This window comes from Haloterrigena alkaliphila (genome assembly GCF_017352155.2).
GTDB lineage: Archaea > Halobacteriota > Halobacteria > Halobacteriales > Natrialbaceae > Haloterrigena > Haloterrigena alkaliphila.
This window is the reverse complement of record NZ_CP071462.1, coordinates 985542-1000504: the sequence shown is the minus strand read 5'-3', so window position 1 is coordinate 1000504 and position 14963 is coordinate 985542. Positions and strand designations below refer to the sequence as shown.

Here is a 14963-nt window from a genome sequence, read left to right as displayed (position 1 = left end):
TAGGTTGTATACTAAAAAGGTAACCTGAACGGCGAAGCCGTCAAAATGACCGGTAATGGTTGGGGAGTCCATCGAATCCGGGTTTGACGCGATTCTCGAGTCGTCGCTGGGAGAGACGCATAACTGGCTCCGAGGGCTCTCCGCGCTGGGCGCGCTTTTGGTGCTCGTCGCAGTCGGTAACTCGATCGTCACGATGGCCGGGAGCGGGATCCTGCTGGAAGCGATTCTCGATCTACTGCTGATCGGTTCCTTCGGAATCGTGCTGCTGTATATCGGGCTCTGGCTGCCGAAGACGTCCATCGACGCCGCGTACTATCCGCGGATCCTGCTGTGGGTCGTCGTCGGCGTCACCGTCATGGGAATCGCCGTCGGTCTTCGCGTCCTCCATCCCGGCGTCGAGGTCCAGTTCACGTTCGGGACCCAGGCCGTTTTCTTAGCGATCGGTTCCGTCGCGGGACTGGCGATCGGCGTCCACGAGGCGCAGGCGCTCATCCAGGCCGCCGCGCTCGAAGAGCAAAACGAGACGCTGAAGCGAACCGAACGGCGCCTCGAGGCGACGGTCGCGGAACTCGAGGCGTCGAACGAACAGCTCGAGCAGTTCGCCTACGCCGCCTCCCACGACCTGCGGGAACCCCTGCGGATGGTGACGAGCTATCTCGACCTCATCGACCAGCGGTACGCCGACGAGTTCGACGACGACGGCGCGGAGTTTCTCGCGTTCGCCCGCGACGGCGCCGAGCGAATGGACGCGACGATCGACGCGCTCCTCGAGTACTCGCGAGTCGAAACGCAGGGCGGTGCGTTCGACGCCGTCGACCTCGACGCCGTTCTCGACGACGTGCTCGCCGACCTGCAGTTCAAACTCGAGGAGTCCGACGCCGAACTCACGCGGGAGCCGTTGCCCACCGTCCGCGGCGACGAGAGCCAGCTCCGACAGGTGTTCCAGAACCTCCTCTCGAACGCGACCGAGTACAGCGGCGACGAGCCGCCGCGAATACGCGTCGCGGCAACAGCCGAGGAAGCCGAGTGGCGGATCTCGGTCCGCGACGAGGGGTCCGGGATCGCAGCCGACGACACCGAACGGGTCTTCGAAATCTTCGAGCGACTGCACTCGAGCGAGGAACAGCCGGGATCGGGGATCGGATTAGCGCTCTGCCATCGGATCGTCGAGCGGCACGAGGGGGAGATCCGGGTCGACTCCGAACCCGGCGAGGGATCGACGTTCTCGTTCACGCTCCCGCCTGCCGAGGCGACGGCGGACGCTTCCGCTTCCGATGCGGTCGCGTCTCCAGCGAAAACGGATTCGCAATCGATCGATTAGAACCGTCTGCTTCTCAGCTCCGCGAACCCATATATCGCATCACGAGCTGCAGCACGTGGACGAAGACGCCGGCGACGGCGATGTAGACGCCGATCGTCTGAAGCGCGACGGACGCGTTGCGGTGATCCCGCACCTGCCAGATCTCGTAGCCGAGTCGGAGCAGGAAACCGAGGAAGATCAGGACGAAGCCCGCCAGCAGGACGGGCTGGACGAACGACCCGATCAGGATCGCGGCGAGGCCGCCCAGGAACGCGTAGGTCGCGTACTGACCCCAGCTCTCGAACGTCTTCGAGCGCGCGTAGACGTAGCCTGAGATGCCGGCGGTCATCAGGGCGACGACGACGGCGGTCGTCCCGAGGATCGTCAGGTGGCTCTCGCGGGGCGCGAAGCGGAGCACGCCCGCGCCGAAGATCCCGAACGCGAGTTGCAGGAGCACCATCCCGACGAACGCGATTCCCATATCGCCCCCCTTGACGCCCCGCTCGGCGACGTACTGGCCGGCCATGATCGCGGCGCCGTAGACGACCGCACCGATGATCGGCGTCACGAACAGGTACTCGTTGACCTGCGCCAGCGGCGTCGACACGATACCGTACATCAACAGGACGTTGATCGCCATCAGGACGCTCGCGCCGCCGATCACCCGCGCCTCGCGACTCGAGAGGCCGAAGCTACGGCCGGTTTCGTGCGGTGTCTCGACGGAACTCATCGACCGAATATAGCCGATTCAGTCGCAAAAGCGTGCGCCTTTAATTACTCGTCCAGTCCGACGCTCTCTCATGCGACTGCGATTTCATCGCACTCTGCGTCCTGCTGACGGTTTCGACTCGTACACGTCCGCTGACTGTTCACTCGGACCGTCTGCTAACCGGTGGGTTCAAGCGTCTGCGTAAGGAAATCTTACGCACAATGAGCACCGATCCCGAAGTGACGACGGTTACTTCGAAGGGGCAGATCACGATCCCGAGCCGACTGCGCGAGGAGTTCGGCCTCGAGAAGGGGACGAAACTGATGGTCGTGCCGACCGAGTACGGCCTCGTTCTGAAGAAGATCGATCTCCCCTCGGTCGAGGAGTTTCAGAGTCGAGTCGAGAGACGCGCTGAAACCGTCGACCTCTCGAGTGAGGACGTCGATCGGCTGGTCCACGACGCGCGGGGCGCTGATGAATGAGGGCGGTCCTCGACACGAACGTCCTCATCTCGTCGGTAATCGCAACTGGCACGCCCCACGAGGTCGTCGTCGCAGGACTCGACGGGGAGTATCAGATCGTCGTCTCCGTGGCCACGCTCACGGAATTTCGAGACACCCTGCTCAAGTACCCTGATCGGTTCCAGATGGACGCGGAAGCCGTTCAGGAGGAAGTCGAAACGATCCGGTATTTCGCCGAGTTCGTCGAACCGGACGAAGACATTACGGCAGTGGACGCTGACCCCGACGACGACAAATTCCTCGAGGCTGCCGTCGCGGGCGACGTGGAGTACCTCGTCTCTGGCGACCAACACCTGCTCGATCTCGATTCGTTTCGCGGGATCGATATCGTTACTCCACGCTCGTTCTACGAACGTCTGACTGACCAGTAACACAGTTACCTCTCTTATCCCCGCGATAAACACCAAAACGAGTCTATTCGGCGGTTATCGGGACGAAACGCGATCTCCAACAGTCGAACGAACCGAATCGAGGAGTATCGAACTCAGACCTCGGGAACGTTCCACTTGTCCGAATAGGCCGTCCCACACGTACACTTCGCGTACGCGTGGACGACGTCGCCGTCGGCGTAGATCCCGCCGACGTCCTCGTTCTGTTCCTCGGCGAAGGCGAAGACGAACTGGACCGCGTGGTCCTCGTCGGTCGGCGCCTCGGGACACTGGCCGCCCGCGAGGTCGTCGTCGACGATCCCCTCGAGTTCCATCGCGGACTTCGCGAACTGCATCGCCTGGGTCCCCGTCGCCGCCTGGAAGGCGTTGCGGCCGGTCTCGCCGTCGACGACGATCAACACGCCGTCCTCGACGCGCTCGCCGAACTCCTCGAGGCGGTCGTCGGAGACGTACGAGTCCGCCAGAAACAACGCTACGTCGTCGGGCCGCTCGCCGGCCAGAAACTCCTCGCGTCGGTCGGTCATGGCTCGAGATTCTCGCTCGAGGTGGAAAAAGGACCCGTCATCGGGGAGCGAACGGATCTGGACCGCCCATCCCTCGCCGACGGTATCGGTAGCTTAGCTCTCGTCGGGTTCGGTACCGTTGTCCCCGCCGTCTTCGGATTCGGTGCCGTCGTCACCGCCGTCCTCGAGTTCAGTGCCATCGTCACGGCCGTTCTCGAGTCCAGTGTCGCTCCCGCCGTCGCCGCCGTCCCCGTAGACCTTCGAATTCATGATGTTGCTCCAGAGCATCACTTCGGCCATGTCGACCTCGTCGCCGGTCGTGTCGTTCGCATTGGCGTCGGAGTCCATCGATTCGTTCTCGGCGTCGACGTCGTCTGGGTCCTCAGCGGACGTTCCATCCTCCTGCATCTCGCCGTCGAGTTCGTGGATCCACGTGGAGTTGATCCCCCAGCCGTGGGCCTGACCGTCGAACGGGTTCGCGATTTCGGTGTAGAGGAACTCGATCGACGAGCCGCGGTGAATCAACGCCTGTCGATACACCTGGAAGACGATCATGATTTCCTCGTCCGACTCCTCGACGGTTTCGGCCTCGGAGCGGTAGGTCAGGTAGAGTTTGTCGTCCTCCTCGAGGAGTTCCGTGACCTCGATGCCGTTCTCCTCGAGGAAGTAGTAGAACTCGCCGGGTGACCCCTTCCGGGGTTCGGAGGGCTCTTCGGGTTCGATACGGTTCGTCGACGACGCGCCGACCAGCGATCCGAGGCAGCCGGCGGTCGCGACCGTCGCGACGGTTCCGGCGGCCGCGCCGAGGAACTGTCGTCGGGACGGGGAGGACTCGCGTTGCATACCGTTCCGTCGCGGCGGTACCCGCAAAAAGACCCGGACGATATCGAACGCTGAGTCGTGACGTCACTCGAGACGAAACCCGTTCAGATCGAATTCGTCTCGAGAGATCGAGCTACGGTGCGTCTCGCAGTTCCGTCGTCCTCACCGCGAGCGAATCGGCTCGCGAGATGGACGACAGTGCGAACGCTCGTCGTTCGATGTTCTCGAAAAATGAAACACGCCGGTCCCTGTATTTCGGTGTGCTGCGAGTCGACGGGACGTCAGACCTCGAGATCGGACGCGGCCAGCATCACCTGCAGCGCTTCGCTGGGCGACATGTCGTCGTCGAGTTGGCCGGCGTACCAGGTCAGGAGGTCCACGAACACCTCGCGGACGTCGTGTGACGTCGCGCGGTGGTGTGCGATTTCGCCGTCGGTCTTCAGCGCGATATCGACCCCGTGGGGCTCCGACGCGTCGGCGAGCCACTGCTGTGTCTCGCGTGCGTGGTCGGACGGCTCGGACTCGAGTCGCGTGAGGTGACTCGAGTCCTCGCTTCCGGTGATCGTCGCGTCGGCAGTTCCTGTGGCTGCGTCGGCAGCGGTCGGTCCGTCCGAGCGAACGAGATAGCGGTTCTCACCGAGGTCGGCGACGTTGTCGTCGTCTAACTCCAACTCGTCGGGGGTGAGTACGCCGTCGTCCTGCGTCGGGTCGGGGGTCATGATACGTTAGTGAGTGGTGTGGTGGTTAGACCTCGACGACGTCCTTGTTACCGAACGTCGATGGCACACTCACACCGTACGTGAACTGTGCACCGGACTGGTCGACGAGTTTGACTGTTGCGCTCGAGCCACCCTTAAGTCCGTTGTCACCATTACTTTCGAGAGTCGCAACATCGAGCGTTACTTTCACTCGATCATCCGTGTTGATGAGCGAGGTTGGGCTGGCGGTCGATCCAGCGACACTTTCAGTCGTGAAGTTCTGACCATCGGCCGCATCGGGGTTGTAGGTCAGTGTCTGATCAGTCGTGTCACTTGTATACTGGATCGTCATCGCTGACAGATCTATCGCATTCGATCCAGCGGACTTCATGATCGTCAGGTTGATTGTATCGACAACGTCTGGGTCCTCCGTAGTGTTGACGGTACCACTCGCGTGAATGACTTCGATCTGGTTCGCGACGGCTTCCTGCGTCTCGGAGCCAGTGTTGGATGCCTGGCTCTGAAGCGTCCCGGCCGTGTTGATTAGTACTCCTGCTGCAATCGCCGCAACCAGGACCATCGCGATGAACACGATGAGGGTACCGATACCCACCTGACCGCGGTCGTCCGCGCTAGTTAAGTCTTCGAACATGTTAGACCTCGACGACCTTCTTGTTACCGAACGTCGACGGCACGCTCACACCGTACGTGAACTGTGCACCGGACTGGTCGACGAGTTTGACTGTTGCGCTCGAGCCACCCTTGAGTCCGTTGAAACCATTACTTTCGAGGGCCGTAACATTGAGCGTTACTTTCACGCGATCATCCGTGTTGATGAGCGAGGTTGAGCTGTCGGTCGATCCAGCGACACTTTTAGTCGTGAAGTTTTGGCTATCGGGCGCAGTGTCGTTGTAGGTCAGTGTCTGATCGGTCGTGTCACTTGTATACTGGATCGTCATCGCTGACAGATCAATCGAGTTCGATCCAGCGGACTTCATGATCGTCAGGTTGACTGTATCGACAACGTCTATAGTTTCATTATCTACGTCAACAGTGCTGACTGTACCACTCGCGTGAATGACTTCGATCTGGTTCGCGACGGCTTCCTGCGTCTCGGAGCCAGTGTTGGATGCCTGGCTCTGAAGCGTCCCGGCCGTGTTGATTAGTACTCCTGCTGCAATCGCCGCAACCAGGACCATCGCGATGAACACGATGAGGGTACCGATACCGACCTGGCCACGTTTGTCGTTGTCTGTTATAGTTTCGAACATAATGCGTACACCCTGCGTGCCGTGCTCGCCCACGACGCGTCACACCGCGTGTGACGCGCCCGGTCGTCCACGTCGTCGCGGACGCCGACCGCCGACCTGACGGGCCGAGCCCGTCGCTCCCTCCGCGGGCGTGGCGACGGGACAACGGTCGTGTCCCGTCGAGGATCGACGTGTGGCGAATTCGATGGCATCACAGTATTGGGGATGCACCCCGTCGATGACAACGGATAGTCGGACTATCAAGCTCTGTATCACTTCAGTCGGCGTATCGAGACTCGACTCACGACTCGAAACGCGGGGCGAACTCGAGGGTACACCTTTAGGACCCTGCCCACTACTGAGGAGTAGTATGAGTCTGCGACGTGTGACCGGGGAAACGCCGCTCGTCGGCGTCCTCGAGCCGATACCCGCGCTCGAGTCGACCGTAGTGATCACCCGGCCGCGTCAGGATCTCGTGTAGGAGCATATGAATTTCGGACTCGCAACATTCCGCGAACTCATCGAAGACTTCCTCAGCAGTAGCGGCGGTCGTCGCGGCCGCCAGCGCGAGGAGCGTCGGCAAAGCAACGACGGGTTCGCCGGCGAATCCGGTGGCGGATCGGCCGCCGATCCGGATTCGGGAGCCGACTCGACCGAGTCGGACGACGGTGACGACGAGTCCGACGGCGAGAGCGACGGCGGCAGCGCCGGTGGCGGCCTGTTCGGCCGCGGCTCCTCGAAGGGCGACGAGGACGACCTCGACGACCTCTTCTATCGGATCGAGGAACTCGAGGAGCAACTCGAGGACAAGGAGAACGAGCTGGGCACCGTACAGGACTCCCAGCAACAGGTCGCGGAACAGATGGAGGAGATGAACGAACGGGTCCGCCAGCTCCTGGGCGTCTACGATCGGGTGACGGACGACGTGAACCCGTTCACCGGCGAAGGCGAGGCGGAGAACGGCTTCGGCGTCTTCGGCGAGGACGAGGCGGGGGCCCGGGAGACCGCGACGGACGGGTTCGGACTCCAGGCCGGGGGCGGAGCCGAATCGACGGCCGACGACGAGACGGTGTCGTTCGACGATCTCAAAGGCGTGATCGAAGACGCTGCCGCGGCGCAGTCGTCGGGCGGCGAGACGATCACGTTCGACGAGGACGCGGCCGACGGGACCGCGACCGACGACGAAGACGACACGCGCGTCGAAGTGCAGGCAACTAGCAGCGTCGAAGGACCGGACGAGGCGTCGGCGAGCGCCGATGGCGCGGCTGCCGGCCGTTCCGACGAGTCGACCGACGACGATTCGGACGACGTCACGCTGGCGACGCTCGCGGACACGTACGCGACGGATATCCTCGTCTTCGAGTGGCTCACCCAGCTCGTCCGGACGGGCGGGTCGGCCGCGACGTTGCGGGCGATCTCCTACTACGCCGAGATCGGATGGATCAGCAAGGACGTCAAGCACCACCTCGAGAGCGTCCTCAGCGGTCCGGACCTCGATATTCACGTCGATCCGGGATCGCCGCCGGAGGAACTGACCGCCGAGGATCACGCCGACAGTTACACGTACATCATGAAACTGCAGGAGATCCACGAGACGAAACGCGAAGTCGAACCCGAACGATCGACGCCGCAACGAGGGCCGTGACCGGCCCACCGAGGTGATCACGCGTGGGATTCAGTACCAGTGGTGCGACGGCGATCATCTTCGTCGGGATGCTCGTCGCCGTCGGGATCGCCTATCCAGTACTCCAGACGGCCCACGAGGACCGAACGACGGCGATCGACGACCGCGACGATCGAACGCTCGATCTCCGCAACACCGCGATCGAACTCAACGAAACGAGCTACGACGGTACTACCGACAACCTCACCGTGAACGTGACGAACACCGGCTCGACGACGCTCTCCGTTTCCGAGACGGATCTGCTGATAGACGGCGTCTACGAGCCCAACGGCGACTGGCTCGAGACCCGCGTCAACGGGACCACCGGTCGGGACCTGTGGCAACCCGGCGAGACGCTCTCGATCGTCGCCTCGAGCGCCGACCGCCCGAACAGGGTCAAACTCGTGACCGAACACGGCGTCGCCGTCACGGAGACGGAGGTGTGACCGATGGCCAGTGATTCCGTCTCCTCGCTGATCCTGTTCATCGCGGCGATGCTCGTCGCGGCCGGCGTCGCCGGGACGCTGGTGACCAACGTCAACGAGATCAGCGGGTCGATCGATACCTACAGCGGCGACGTCAGGGACCAGATCGATACCGACGTCGAGATCATCAGCGATCCGGGCAGCGACGCGGTCTACAACGAGACCGATGGAAACGGAACCGTCTCGGTTCTCATCAAGAACACCGGCCAGAAGACCCTTAGTAGCGACGCCTCTGCACTCGACGTACTGATCGACGGCGAGTACGTCTCGAACGGCTCGGCCACGCTCACCGTCCACGAGGGTAGTTCGAGCGCGTGGCGCCGCGGTGAAGTCGCCGAACTCGAGATTCCACAGACGCTGGAGACGGGCGCCGAGCACCGGGTCGTCGTCATCGTCAACGGCGACGAGGAAACGCTCGAATTCTACGTACCATGACCGACTATCACTCAATCGGACTGACGGGACGGGATCGCGTGAACACCGCCATCGGCGGCGGCTTCCCCGAGGGGAGCGTCGTCCTCATCGAGGGCGAGGACGGCGCCGGCAAGAGCGCGCTCTCCCAGCGCTTTTCGTACGGGATGGCCTCCGAAGGCGCCTACGTCACCTACATTTCGACGGAACTCGAGTCGTGGGAGTTCGTCCAGCAGATGGCGTCGCTGTCCTACGACGTCGTCGACCTCCTGTTGGACGAGCAGTTGCTTTTCCTCCACGCCAACGTCGACACTCACGACGAGGGGAAGAAACGACAACTGCTCTCCCGGTTCGCAAGCGCCGAGACCCTGTGGAAGGCCGACGTGGTCTTCGTCGACACGCTGTCGGGGCTGTTGCGGAACGATCCCAACTACGAGGCGGTCATCGCCGACGGCAACGAGGACCACGTCATCCAGCGGCTCGTTACCTTCCTCCGGCACGTGACCATGCAGGACAAGACGGTCGTGATGACCGTCGATCCGACGAGCGTCGCCGACGACGCGTTGCGGCCGCTGCGCAACGTGGCCGACGTCTACTTTCAGATCGAGACGAACACGGTCGGACAGGAGATTCGACGGAAGATCCTCGTCCGCCGGTTCCAGAACATGAAAACGCCGGTCGACGACTCCATCGGCTTCAGCGTCCAGCAGGGCCGTGGCATCTCGATCGTCAGCAGGACGGTGGCATAAGATGGCTGATTTCGGTACCGCGCGACTCGAGAACAAACTGGACGCACTGGCCGACGAGTACCCCCACCTCCGGGAACACCTCGACTGGTTCTACGAGGAGTACAACGAGTATCCGAAGCTCATCGACGAGCCGTCGGGCGAGTGGGAGTCCCGCCGGCCGAACGTCATCTACGAGGCCGAGGCGCCGATCTTCTGTCACGTCTACGGCGATCGCGGGATCAGCACGATGTACTACTGCGTCGAACCGGTCCTCGAGGAGAAGGATCAGGAACTGTACGATCGGATCCGTCGCCGGATCCTCGACAAGAGCGTCACGCGGCCGGCCCCCGGAAACAACGAGGAGTTCGAGGAGCACTTGGACGAACTGCTCGACGACGTCATCGAGGTCACGTCGGGGATCACCGGCCAGTCGATCGGTCGGCTCAAGTCCCTCGGCACCAGCAAGATCTCGCTCTCGCAGGATCAGTTCGACCGACTTCGGTATCAACTCCAGCGGGACATCGTCGGCCTCGGGCCGCTGGAACCGGTGATGACCGACCCGGCCAACGAGGACATTCACGTCATCGGTCCCAAGCAGTGTTACCTCGATCACGGCACCTACGGTATGATCAAGGCGACGGTCGACTTCGGCACCCCCGAGGAGTTCGAGCAGTGGCTGCGCAACATGGGCGAGCGGATGAATCATCCGGTCAGTGACTCCGATCCGATCATCGACGCGACGCTGCCCGGCGGCTCGCGTATCAACATCATCTACTCCGACGACGTCTCCGTGCAGGGCCCCTCGATGACGATCCGTCAGGGCGAGGAGATCCCGCTGTCGATCCTCCAGATCACGAAGTGGGGGACGCTCTCTCCGGAACTGGCGGCCTACCTCTGGCTCTGTCTCGAGAACGAGCAGACGGTGTTCGTCGTCGGCGAGACGGCGTCGGGGAAGACGACGACGCTGAACGCGATCCTCTCGTTTATCCCGCAGGACTCGAAGATCTACACCGCAGAGGACACGGCCGAAGTGATGCCGCCCCACGACACGTGGCAGCAACTCCTCACGCGCGAGGGGTCGGGCGACGAGTCGGCTGACGTCGACATGTTCGACCTGGTCGCGGCCGCGCTGCGTTCGCGTCCCGACTACATCATCGTGGGTGAGGTCCGCGGAGCGGAGGGACAGATGGCGTTCCAGGCGGCCCAGACGGGTCATCCCGTCATGCTCACGTTCCACGCCAGCGACATCGTCTCGATGATCCAGCGCTTTACTGGAGCGCCGATCAACGTCCCGGAGACGTTCATGGACAACTGCGACGTCGCGCTGTTCCAGAACCGGGTCAAACAGGGTGACGACGTCCTCAGACGGGTGACCTCGGTCCAGGAGATCGAGGGCTACTCCGACTACGAGGGCGGCGTCGTCACCCGTCAGGCCTTCAAGTGGGATCCCCGCGACGACGAGGTCGCCTTCACGGGCCGGAACAACTCATTCGTCCTCGAGGAACAGATCGCGACGCTGCTGGGCTACGAGGACACTCGCGAAATCTACGACGAACTCGATCGGCGGGCCGAGATCATCCGCCAGCTGATCGACGCAGACGTGTTGGGCTACCACGAGGTCAACAAGGCCATCGCCGACTTCCAGCGCGACGGCCTCGAGGGGCTCCCGATCCAGATACGGGGCCTCAACCAGTTCGCCTGAGACGCGACCGAATCGAACGCTACACCGCCAATGTCGACAGATACCCAATCCGCGCCGGACACCAGCGCTCGATCGTTCCTCAAGTCGCTCAACGGCGCGTACGCGAGCATGGAGATGGCCACCACGCGGTATCTCCTGCTCGCGGTCGCGCCCGCGTTCGGCCTGTTTGTCGGCGGGGCTGTGCTGACGGTCGTACTCGGACTGCCGCTGTTCGTCGGCCTGCCGGTCGTCCTGCTGGGGCTGCTGGCGATGACCGTCGCGATCATCTATCCGAAACTCTCCCAGGATCGCAAGCGAAAGCAGGTCCGCCAGCGCTTTCACCTCTTCCTGACGCACATCACCGTTCTCTCGATGACGAACATCAACCGCGTCGAGATCTTTCGGACGCTCGCGGAGGAAGACGAGTACGACGCGCTGGCCGAGGAGATGGGGTATCTCGTCGCGCTGGTCGACACCTGGAACCAGAGCCTCGACGACGCCTGTCGGATCCGCGCCAAACAGACCGCGAGTCCGCTCCTGACCGACTTTCTCGAGCGACTCGCCTACACGGTCGGTGGCGGCCAGCAGATCAGCGAGTTCCTGATCGACGAACAGGACACGATCATCCAGCAGTTCGTCACCCGCTACGAGTCGGACCTGGCGAAACTCGACGTGATGAAGGAGCTGTACATGTCGATGATGCTGTCGGTGGCGTTCGTCCTCGTGTTCGCGATCGTCCTGCCGATCCTGATCGGTACCAGTCCGACGCTGCTCATCGCCGGCACGGTCGCCATGTTCGGGATCGTGCAGGTAGGGTTCGTCTACGCGATCCACGTCGTGTCGCCGTACGATCCGACGTGGTACATCGAAGAGACGGCCGGCGAGGGGCCGATGACTCGGATTCCGCGCGCGCTCGCCATCGGAATCGGCTGCAGCCTCCTCCTCGCCCTCGGCGTTCTGGCCGCCCTGCTCGGCTATCTGCCGTTCGTCACCGAGCGGGTCCCGGTGCCGATCCTGACGGCGATTCCGGTGACGCCGCTGCTCCTGCCCGGCTGGCGCATGCGCCAGGAGGAGAGCAAGGTCAAAGACCGCGACAGCGAGTTTCCCAGCTTCATCCGGGCGCTCGGGACCGTCGAGAGCGTCAAACAGACCTCGACGGGGAGCGTCCTCGAGAGCCTGCGCAAGAAGGACTTCGGGGCGCTGACCGCGAACGTCGACGCCCTCTACAAGCGGCTCAACATGCGGATCGACAACATCCGCTCGTGGCGGCTGTTCGCCGCGGAGACCGGCTCCTACCTCATCCAGAAGTTCGGCGACATGTACGTCGTCGGCCGACAGATGGGGGGCGACCCGCAGGTGCTGGGCAACGTGATCAGCAAGAACCAGAACGAGGTGCTCAAGGTCCGCGAAAAGCGCCAGCAGGCGACGACGACGCTGATCGGCGTCCTCTACGGTATCACCGCGGCGAGCGTCTTCTCGTTTTTCATCGGCCTCGAGGTCGTCGAGATCATGATGGACATCACCGGCGAGATGGACCTCGGCGAGCAGAGCCAGGTCGCGGGGAACCTCATGCACACCGAGCAGTACAACCTCGTCGTCATCGAGTACCTGCTGATCGCGACGGTCCTCGTCAACGCCGCGCTGTCGGCGGTCATGATCCGGATCACCGACCGCGGTCACCTGCTCAGCGGGCTGGTCCACTTCGTCTTCCTGACCTGGCTCGGCGCGCTCGTCGCGGCCAGCACGCAGTACGTGGTCAACTTCGTGATGTGAACTCGCGCCCGTCGCGAACGCGGGTGTCGCCGGCTGCATCGCCCCTAACGGGGCGACTCACCGCTCGTAATCGAACGAACCTTCTTGATACTCCCACGACTGTTGACGGTATAGACCGGAGACGCCGGCCATTCACCATGTCAGGATCACAACCGTACCTCGAGACGCTCGAACGCTCGGCCGGGCGAACCGACGCGACCATTCAGTGGGCCCGGTTTCTCGGCGAAACCTTCGGGACGACGGGCGCGCTCAACTGCCTGCGGTACTACGAAGACCTGGGCTGGATCAGTCCGCTCGTGCGCGAACAGATGACCTCGTACCTGCGGGGACTTTCGCTCGGCGAGATCCACAACAAGCGCTACGACGAACCGACGACCCTCGAGTACCCCCTCGAGGCGCTCAGCGGGACGCTCTTCGCCGCCCACGCCCAGAGTTTGGAGTACATCGCGACGATCAGGGGCGACGACCTCGAGGAACACGTAATGATCGCGCGGATGGCCGAACGGCGAGTCGAACGACAGATCGACGAGGAGGACGACGCCGACGATTCGGACGAGATGGTCAGCATCATTCGCGACGGGCCGTCGACGTATTGACCGTTCAGTCGGGAGTGGGCCACAACTCTTATAGGATGGCCTAGATAGGCGGAACAAAGGATACGAATTACCACTTATAAATGCGATCACTTCACAACCGTGGCCATATATCTACAGTCTCCCCCGAAGCACCCACAAACCCTCCCACAACCGTTATTTTATAAATCATACTATCTTATAATTATTTTATTCGTGTATGTCCTCTCCCCTGTCGTTTAATACCTCCCAGTCCCAGTTCCAGAGTAGTCGTGTGTGGACCGTCTCCCTTCGTCGGCAGTGCGTGGCCGACGGATTCCTGTGGCGGATCCACTCGCGAACCCCCCAACTGGTGATCGTCAATGCGTGAGGAAACCCCCAACACAGAGTCCGTGTTCGACGAACTGTCGAAGGCGGCGACTGCAGATTCGCAGTCGGAATCGTACGATATCTCCCTCGGAACGACCGCGGAGTCAGCGAAGGACGTCGAGCGCGAGCTCGACGAACTGATGGAGCAGGTCAACGCGGCGCTGCCGACCGACGACGTGCAGTTCGACGAGGCAATCATCAAGGAGAACCTGGACGAAATTCTCCTGATGCTCATCGCTCTTCACGAGGAGACCCACGGCAAGGAACTGCTCTCCGATCTGACCCACCTCTTCGGTGCGCAACTCAGCCCGGGGACCGTCTACCCGAGCCTGCACTCCCTCGAGGAAGCGGACGTGCTCTCGATGCACGCGAAGGTCCGGACGAAGGAGTACTCCATCGCGGACGAGGAGTACGTCCGGGCGACCGTCGAACGAACGATGGTCCAGCACCTGGCCTTCGGGCTGTTACTGTACGCGTTCCTGCCCCGTCTCTGAGGCCGGTCGCGGTTCGTCACGATCGATTTTTCGCGCCATCGAGATGCTCTTCGTGAGCGACCGGTGTCTCCGCCGATGTGGACTCACAGCCCCGCGAGGAGAATTCCAGTGCGCTACGCGTCGGGAGCGCCACTCCCAGCCCGCCGTCAGCTATCCTCGAGATCCTTCGCGATGTCGCTCAGGCTGGAGCTCGGCGGTTCGTGGGCGTCGTAGTAGACCGTCTCCCCGGGCGACCGGACGCCGTAGAGGAACTCGGGTTCGATGACGTCGATCAGGACCGATCCGCCGGCCGAGACGTCGCGGTCGTCGACCCACTCGAGCAATCGGTCGGTCGCGCCACTGGGGTCTCGGGCCGCGTCCGGCGTCGGGTAGATTCCCGGGATCGACAGGTCGTCGCCGGTCAGGGCTCGCTCGACCCGGCCGAACAGTTCCTCGTCCGCGAGGACGATCCGGACGACCTCGTCGGTCGGGAACGCGTCGCGCTCGTCGGCCGGCACCTCGAGTCGGACGCCGGTCGCCGTCTCCGCACACGTCGCTCGGACCGTTCGCACTGACGGGTGGTCGCTCGCGATTCGATCTCCCATTGGAAAACTCG

General features: G+C 62.7%; 18 protein-coding genes. 11 read left to right on the top strand and 7 right to left on the bottom strand.

Annotation, left to right across the window (positions count from 1 at the left end; all coding sequences use genetic code 11):
- Window positions 1-55: 55 nt before the first annotated feature.
- Complete coding sequence (locus J0X25_RS23670) at window positions 56-1321, top strand: sensor histidine kinase (RefSeq protein WP_207290013.1); 1266 nt, start codon at window positions 56-58, stop codon at window positions 1319-1321.
- A gap of 13 nt (window positions 1322-1334) precedes the next feature.
- On the opposite strand, the gene J0X25_RS23665 is transcribed toward J0X25_RS23670, so the two are convergent.
- A complete protein-coding gene (locus J0X25_RS23665; RefSeq protein ID WP_207290012.1) occupies window positions 1335-2030 on the bottom strand; it encodes a hypothetical protein in 696 nt (231 codons plus the stop codon).
- Window positions 2031-2230: 200 nt separating this feature from the next.
- Between J0X25_RS23665 and J0X25_RS23660 the strand changes: the two genes are divergently transcribed.
- Together J0X25_RS23660 and J0X25_RS23655 are read left to right on the top strand one after the other, a co-directional pair.
- Window positions 2231-2491: an AbrB/MazE/SpoVT family DNA-binding domain-containing protein gene (locus J0X25_RS23660; RefSeq protein ID WP_207290011.1), complete on the top strand. Its 261-nt coding sequence runs from the start codon at window positions 2231-2233 to the stop codon at window positions 2489-2491.
- Window positions 2488-2901: a putative toxin-antitoxin system toxin component, PIN family gene (locus tag J0X25_RS23655; RefSeq protein WP_207290010.1), complete on the top strand. Its 414-nt coding sequence runs from the start codon at window positions 2488-2490 to the stop codon at window positions 2899-2901. Before J0X25_RS23660 ends, J0X25_RS23655 begins: the two co-directional genes overlap by 4 nt.
- 113 nt (window positions 2902-3014) lie before the next feature.
- Here the strand turns inward: J0X25_RS23655 and J0X25_RS23650 are convergent, their stop codons facing one another.
- The 5 genes from J0X25_RS23650 to J0X25_RS23630 form a co-directional block, all read right to left on the bottom strand.
- The gene (locus tag J0X25_RS23650) at window positions 3015-3443 is read right to left on the bottom strand and encodes a DUF5807 family protein (protein ID WP_207290009.1); all 429 of its coding nucleotides are present in this window, start codon (window positions 3441-3443) and stop codon (window positions 3015-3017) included.
- Between the two features lie 93 nt (window positions 3444-3536).
- The gene (locus J0X25_RS23645) at window positions 3537-4265 is read right to left on the bottom strand and encodes a DUF8159 domain-containing protein (protein ID WP_207290008.1); all 729 of its coding nucleotides are present in this window, start codon (window positions 4263-4265) and stop codon (window positions 3537-3539) included.
- Between the two features lie 260 nt (window positions 4266-4525).
- Window positions 4526-4963: a DUF7500 family protein gene (locus J0X25_RS23640; RefSeq protein ID WP_207290007.1), complete on the bottom strand. Its 438-nt coding sequence runs from the start codon at window positions 4961-4963 to the stop codon at window positions 4526-4528.
- Window positions 4964-4988: 25 nt separating this feature from the next.
- Window positions 4989-5594, bottom strand: a complete 606-nt coding sequence (locus tag J0X25_RS23635) for an archaellin/type IV pilin N-terminal domain-containing protein (protein ID WP_207290006.1) — start codon at window positions 5592-5594, stop codon at window positions 4989-4991.
- A gap of 1 nt (window position 5595) precedes the next feature.
- Entirely contained in the window at window positions 5596-6213 is a 618-nt protein-coding gene (locus tag J0X25_RS23630) for an archaellin/type IV pilin N-terminal domain-containing protein (RefSeq protein WP_207290855.1), read from the bottom strand.
- 466 nt (window positions 6214-6679) lie between these two features.
- Between J0X25_RS23630 and J0X25_RS23625 the strand changes: the two genes are divergently transcribed.
- The 8 genes from J0X25_RS23625 to J0X25_RS23590 all read left to right on the top strand — a co-directional run bounded on the left by J0X25_RS23625 (window position 6680) and on the right by J0X25_RS23590 (window position 14368).
- Entirely contained in the window at window positions 6680-7837 is a 1158-nt protein-coding gene (locus J0X25_RS23625; RefSeq protein ID WP_207290005.1) for a FlaD/FlaE family flagellar protein, read from the top strand.
- A gap of 23 nt (window positions 7838-7860) precedes the next feature.
- A complete protein-coding gene (gene arlF, locus J0X25_RS23620) occupies window positions 7861-8301 on the top strand; it encodes an archaellum stator protein ArlF (RefSeq protein WP_207290004.1) in 441 nt (146 codons plus the stop codon).
- A gap of 3 nt (window positions 8302-8304) precedes the next feature.
- A complete protein-coding gene (arlG, locus tag J0X25_RS23615; protein WP_207290003.1) occupies window positions 8305-8775 on the top strand; it encodes an archaellum stator protein ArlG in 471 nt (156 codons plus the stop codon).
- Window positions 8772-9500 (top strand): archaellum protein ArlH, encoded by a 729-nt coding sequence (gene arlH, locus J0X25_RS23610; RefSeq protein ID WP_207290002.1) that lies wholly within the window; start codon window positions 8772-8774, stop codon window positions 9498-9500. Before arlG ends, arlH begins: the two co-directional genes overlap by 4 nt.
- Before the next feature lies 1 nt (window position 9501).
- The gene (locus J0X25_RS23605) at window positions 9502-11181 is read left to right on the top strand and encodes a type II/IV secretion system ATPase subunit (RefSeq protein WP_207290001.1); all 1680 of its coding nucleotides are present in this window, start codon (window positions 9502-9504) and stop codon (window positions 11179-11181) included.
- A gap of 30 nt (window positions 11182-11211) precedes the next feature.
- On the top strand, window positions 11212-12933 hold the full coding sequence (flaJ, locus tag J0X25_RS23600) for an archaellar assembly protein FlaJ (protein WP_207290000.1): 1722 nt from the start codon (window positions 11212-11214) through the stop codon (window positions 12931-12933).
- 137 nt (window positions 12934-13070) lie between these two features.
- A complete protein-coding gene (locus tag J0X25_RS23595) occupies window positions 13071-13529 on the top strand; it encodes a FlaD/FlaE family flagellar protein (RefSeq protein ID WP_207289999.1) in 459 nt (152 codons plus the stop codon).
- Between the two features lie 338 nt (window positions 13530-13867).
- On the top strand, window positions 13868-14368 hold the full coding sequence (locus J0X25_RS23590) for a helix-turn-helix transcriptional regulator (protein ID WP_207289998.1): 501 nt from the start codon (window positions 13868-13870) through the stop codon (window positions 14366-14368).
- Between the two features lie 146 nt (window positions 14369-14514).
- Here J0X25_RS23590 and J0X25_RS23585 read toward each other — a convergent pair whose 3' ends face one another.
- Window positions 14515-14952: a DUF7112 family protein gene (locus tag J0X25_RS23585; RefSeq protein WP_207289997.1), complete on the bottom strand. Its 438-nt coding sequence runs from the start codon at window positions 14950-14952 to the stop codon at window positions 14515-14517.
- Between the last annotated feature and the right edge of the window lie 11 nt (window positions 14953-14963).

What these genes read in the sequence shown, in the direction of transcription:
- J0X25_RS23595 (WP_207289999.1), top strand. Translation starts at nt 13,071, where the DNA reads ATGTCAGGATCACAACCGTACCTCGAGACGCTCGAACGCTCGGCCGGG.
- J0X25_RS23660 (WP_207290011.1), top strand. Translation starts at nt 2,231, where the DNA reads ATGAGCACCGATCCCGAAGTGACGACGGTTACTTCGAAGGGGCAGATC.
- J0X25_RS23625 (WP_207290005.1), top strand. Translation starts at nt 6,680, where the DNA reads ATGAATTTCGGACTCGCAACATTCCGCGAACTCATCGAAGACTTCCTC.
- flaJ (WP_207290000.1), top strand. Translation starts at nt 11,212, where the DNA reads ATGTCGACAGATACCCAATCCGCGCCGGACACCAGCGCTCGATCGTTC.
- J0X25_RS23670 (WP_207290013.1), top strand. Translation starts at nt 56, where the DNA reads ATGGTTGGGGAGTCCATCGAATCCGGGTTTGACGCGATTCTCGAGTCG.
- arlG (WP_207290003.1), top strand. Translation starts at nt 8,305, where the DNA reads ATGGCCAGTGATTCCGTCTCCTCGCTGATCCTGTTCATCGCGGCGATG.
- J0X25_RS23650 (WP_207290009.1), bottom strand. Translation starts at nt 3,443, where the DNA reads ATGACCGACCGACGCGAGGAGTTTCTGGCCGGCGAGCGGCCCGACGAC.
- J0X25_RS23630 (WP_207290855.1), bottom strand. Translation starts at nt 6,213, where the DNA reads ATGTTCGAAACTATAACAGACAACGACAAACGTGGCCAGGTCGGTATC.
- J0X25_RS23640 (WP_207290007.1), bottom strand. Translation starts at nt 4,963, where the DNA reads ATGACCCCCGACCCGACGCAGGACGACGGCGTACTCACCCCCGACGAG.
- J0X25_RS23585 (WP_207289997.1), bottom strand. Translation starts at nt 14,952, where the DNA reads ATGGGAGATCGAATCGCGAGCGACCACCCGTCAGTGCGAACGGTCCGA.
- arlH (WP_207290002.1), top strand. Translation starts at nt 8,772, where the DNA reads ATGACCGACTATCACTCAATCGGACTGACGGGACGGGATCGCGTGAAC.
- J0X25_RS23655 (WP_207290010.1), top strand. Translation starts at nt 2,488, where the DNA reads ATGAGGGCGGTCCTCGACACGAACGTCCTCATCTCGTCGGTAATCGCA.
- J0X25_RS23590 (WP_207289998.1), top strand. Translation starts at nt 13,868, where the DNA reads ATGCGTGAGGAAACCCCCAACACAGAGTCCGTGTTCGACGAACTGTCG.
- J0X25_RS23605 (WP_207290001.1), top strand. Translation starts at nt 9,502, where the DNA reads ATGGCTGATTTCGGTACCGCGCGACTCGAGAACAAACTGGACGCACTG.
- J0X25_RS23635 (WP_207290006.1), bottom strand. Translation starts at nt 5,594, where the DNA reads ATGTTCGAAGACTTAACTAGCGCGGACGACCGCGGTCAGGTGGGTATC.
- J0X25_RS23665 (WP_207290012.1), bottom strand. Translation starts at nt 2,030, where the DNA reads ATGAGTTCCGTCGAGACACCGCACGAAACCGGCCGTAGCTTCGGCCTC.
- J0X25_RS23645 (WP_207290008.1), bottom strand. Translation starts at nt 4,265, where the DNA reads ATGCAACGCGAGTCCTCCCCGTCCCGACGACAGTTCCTCGGCGCGGCC.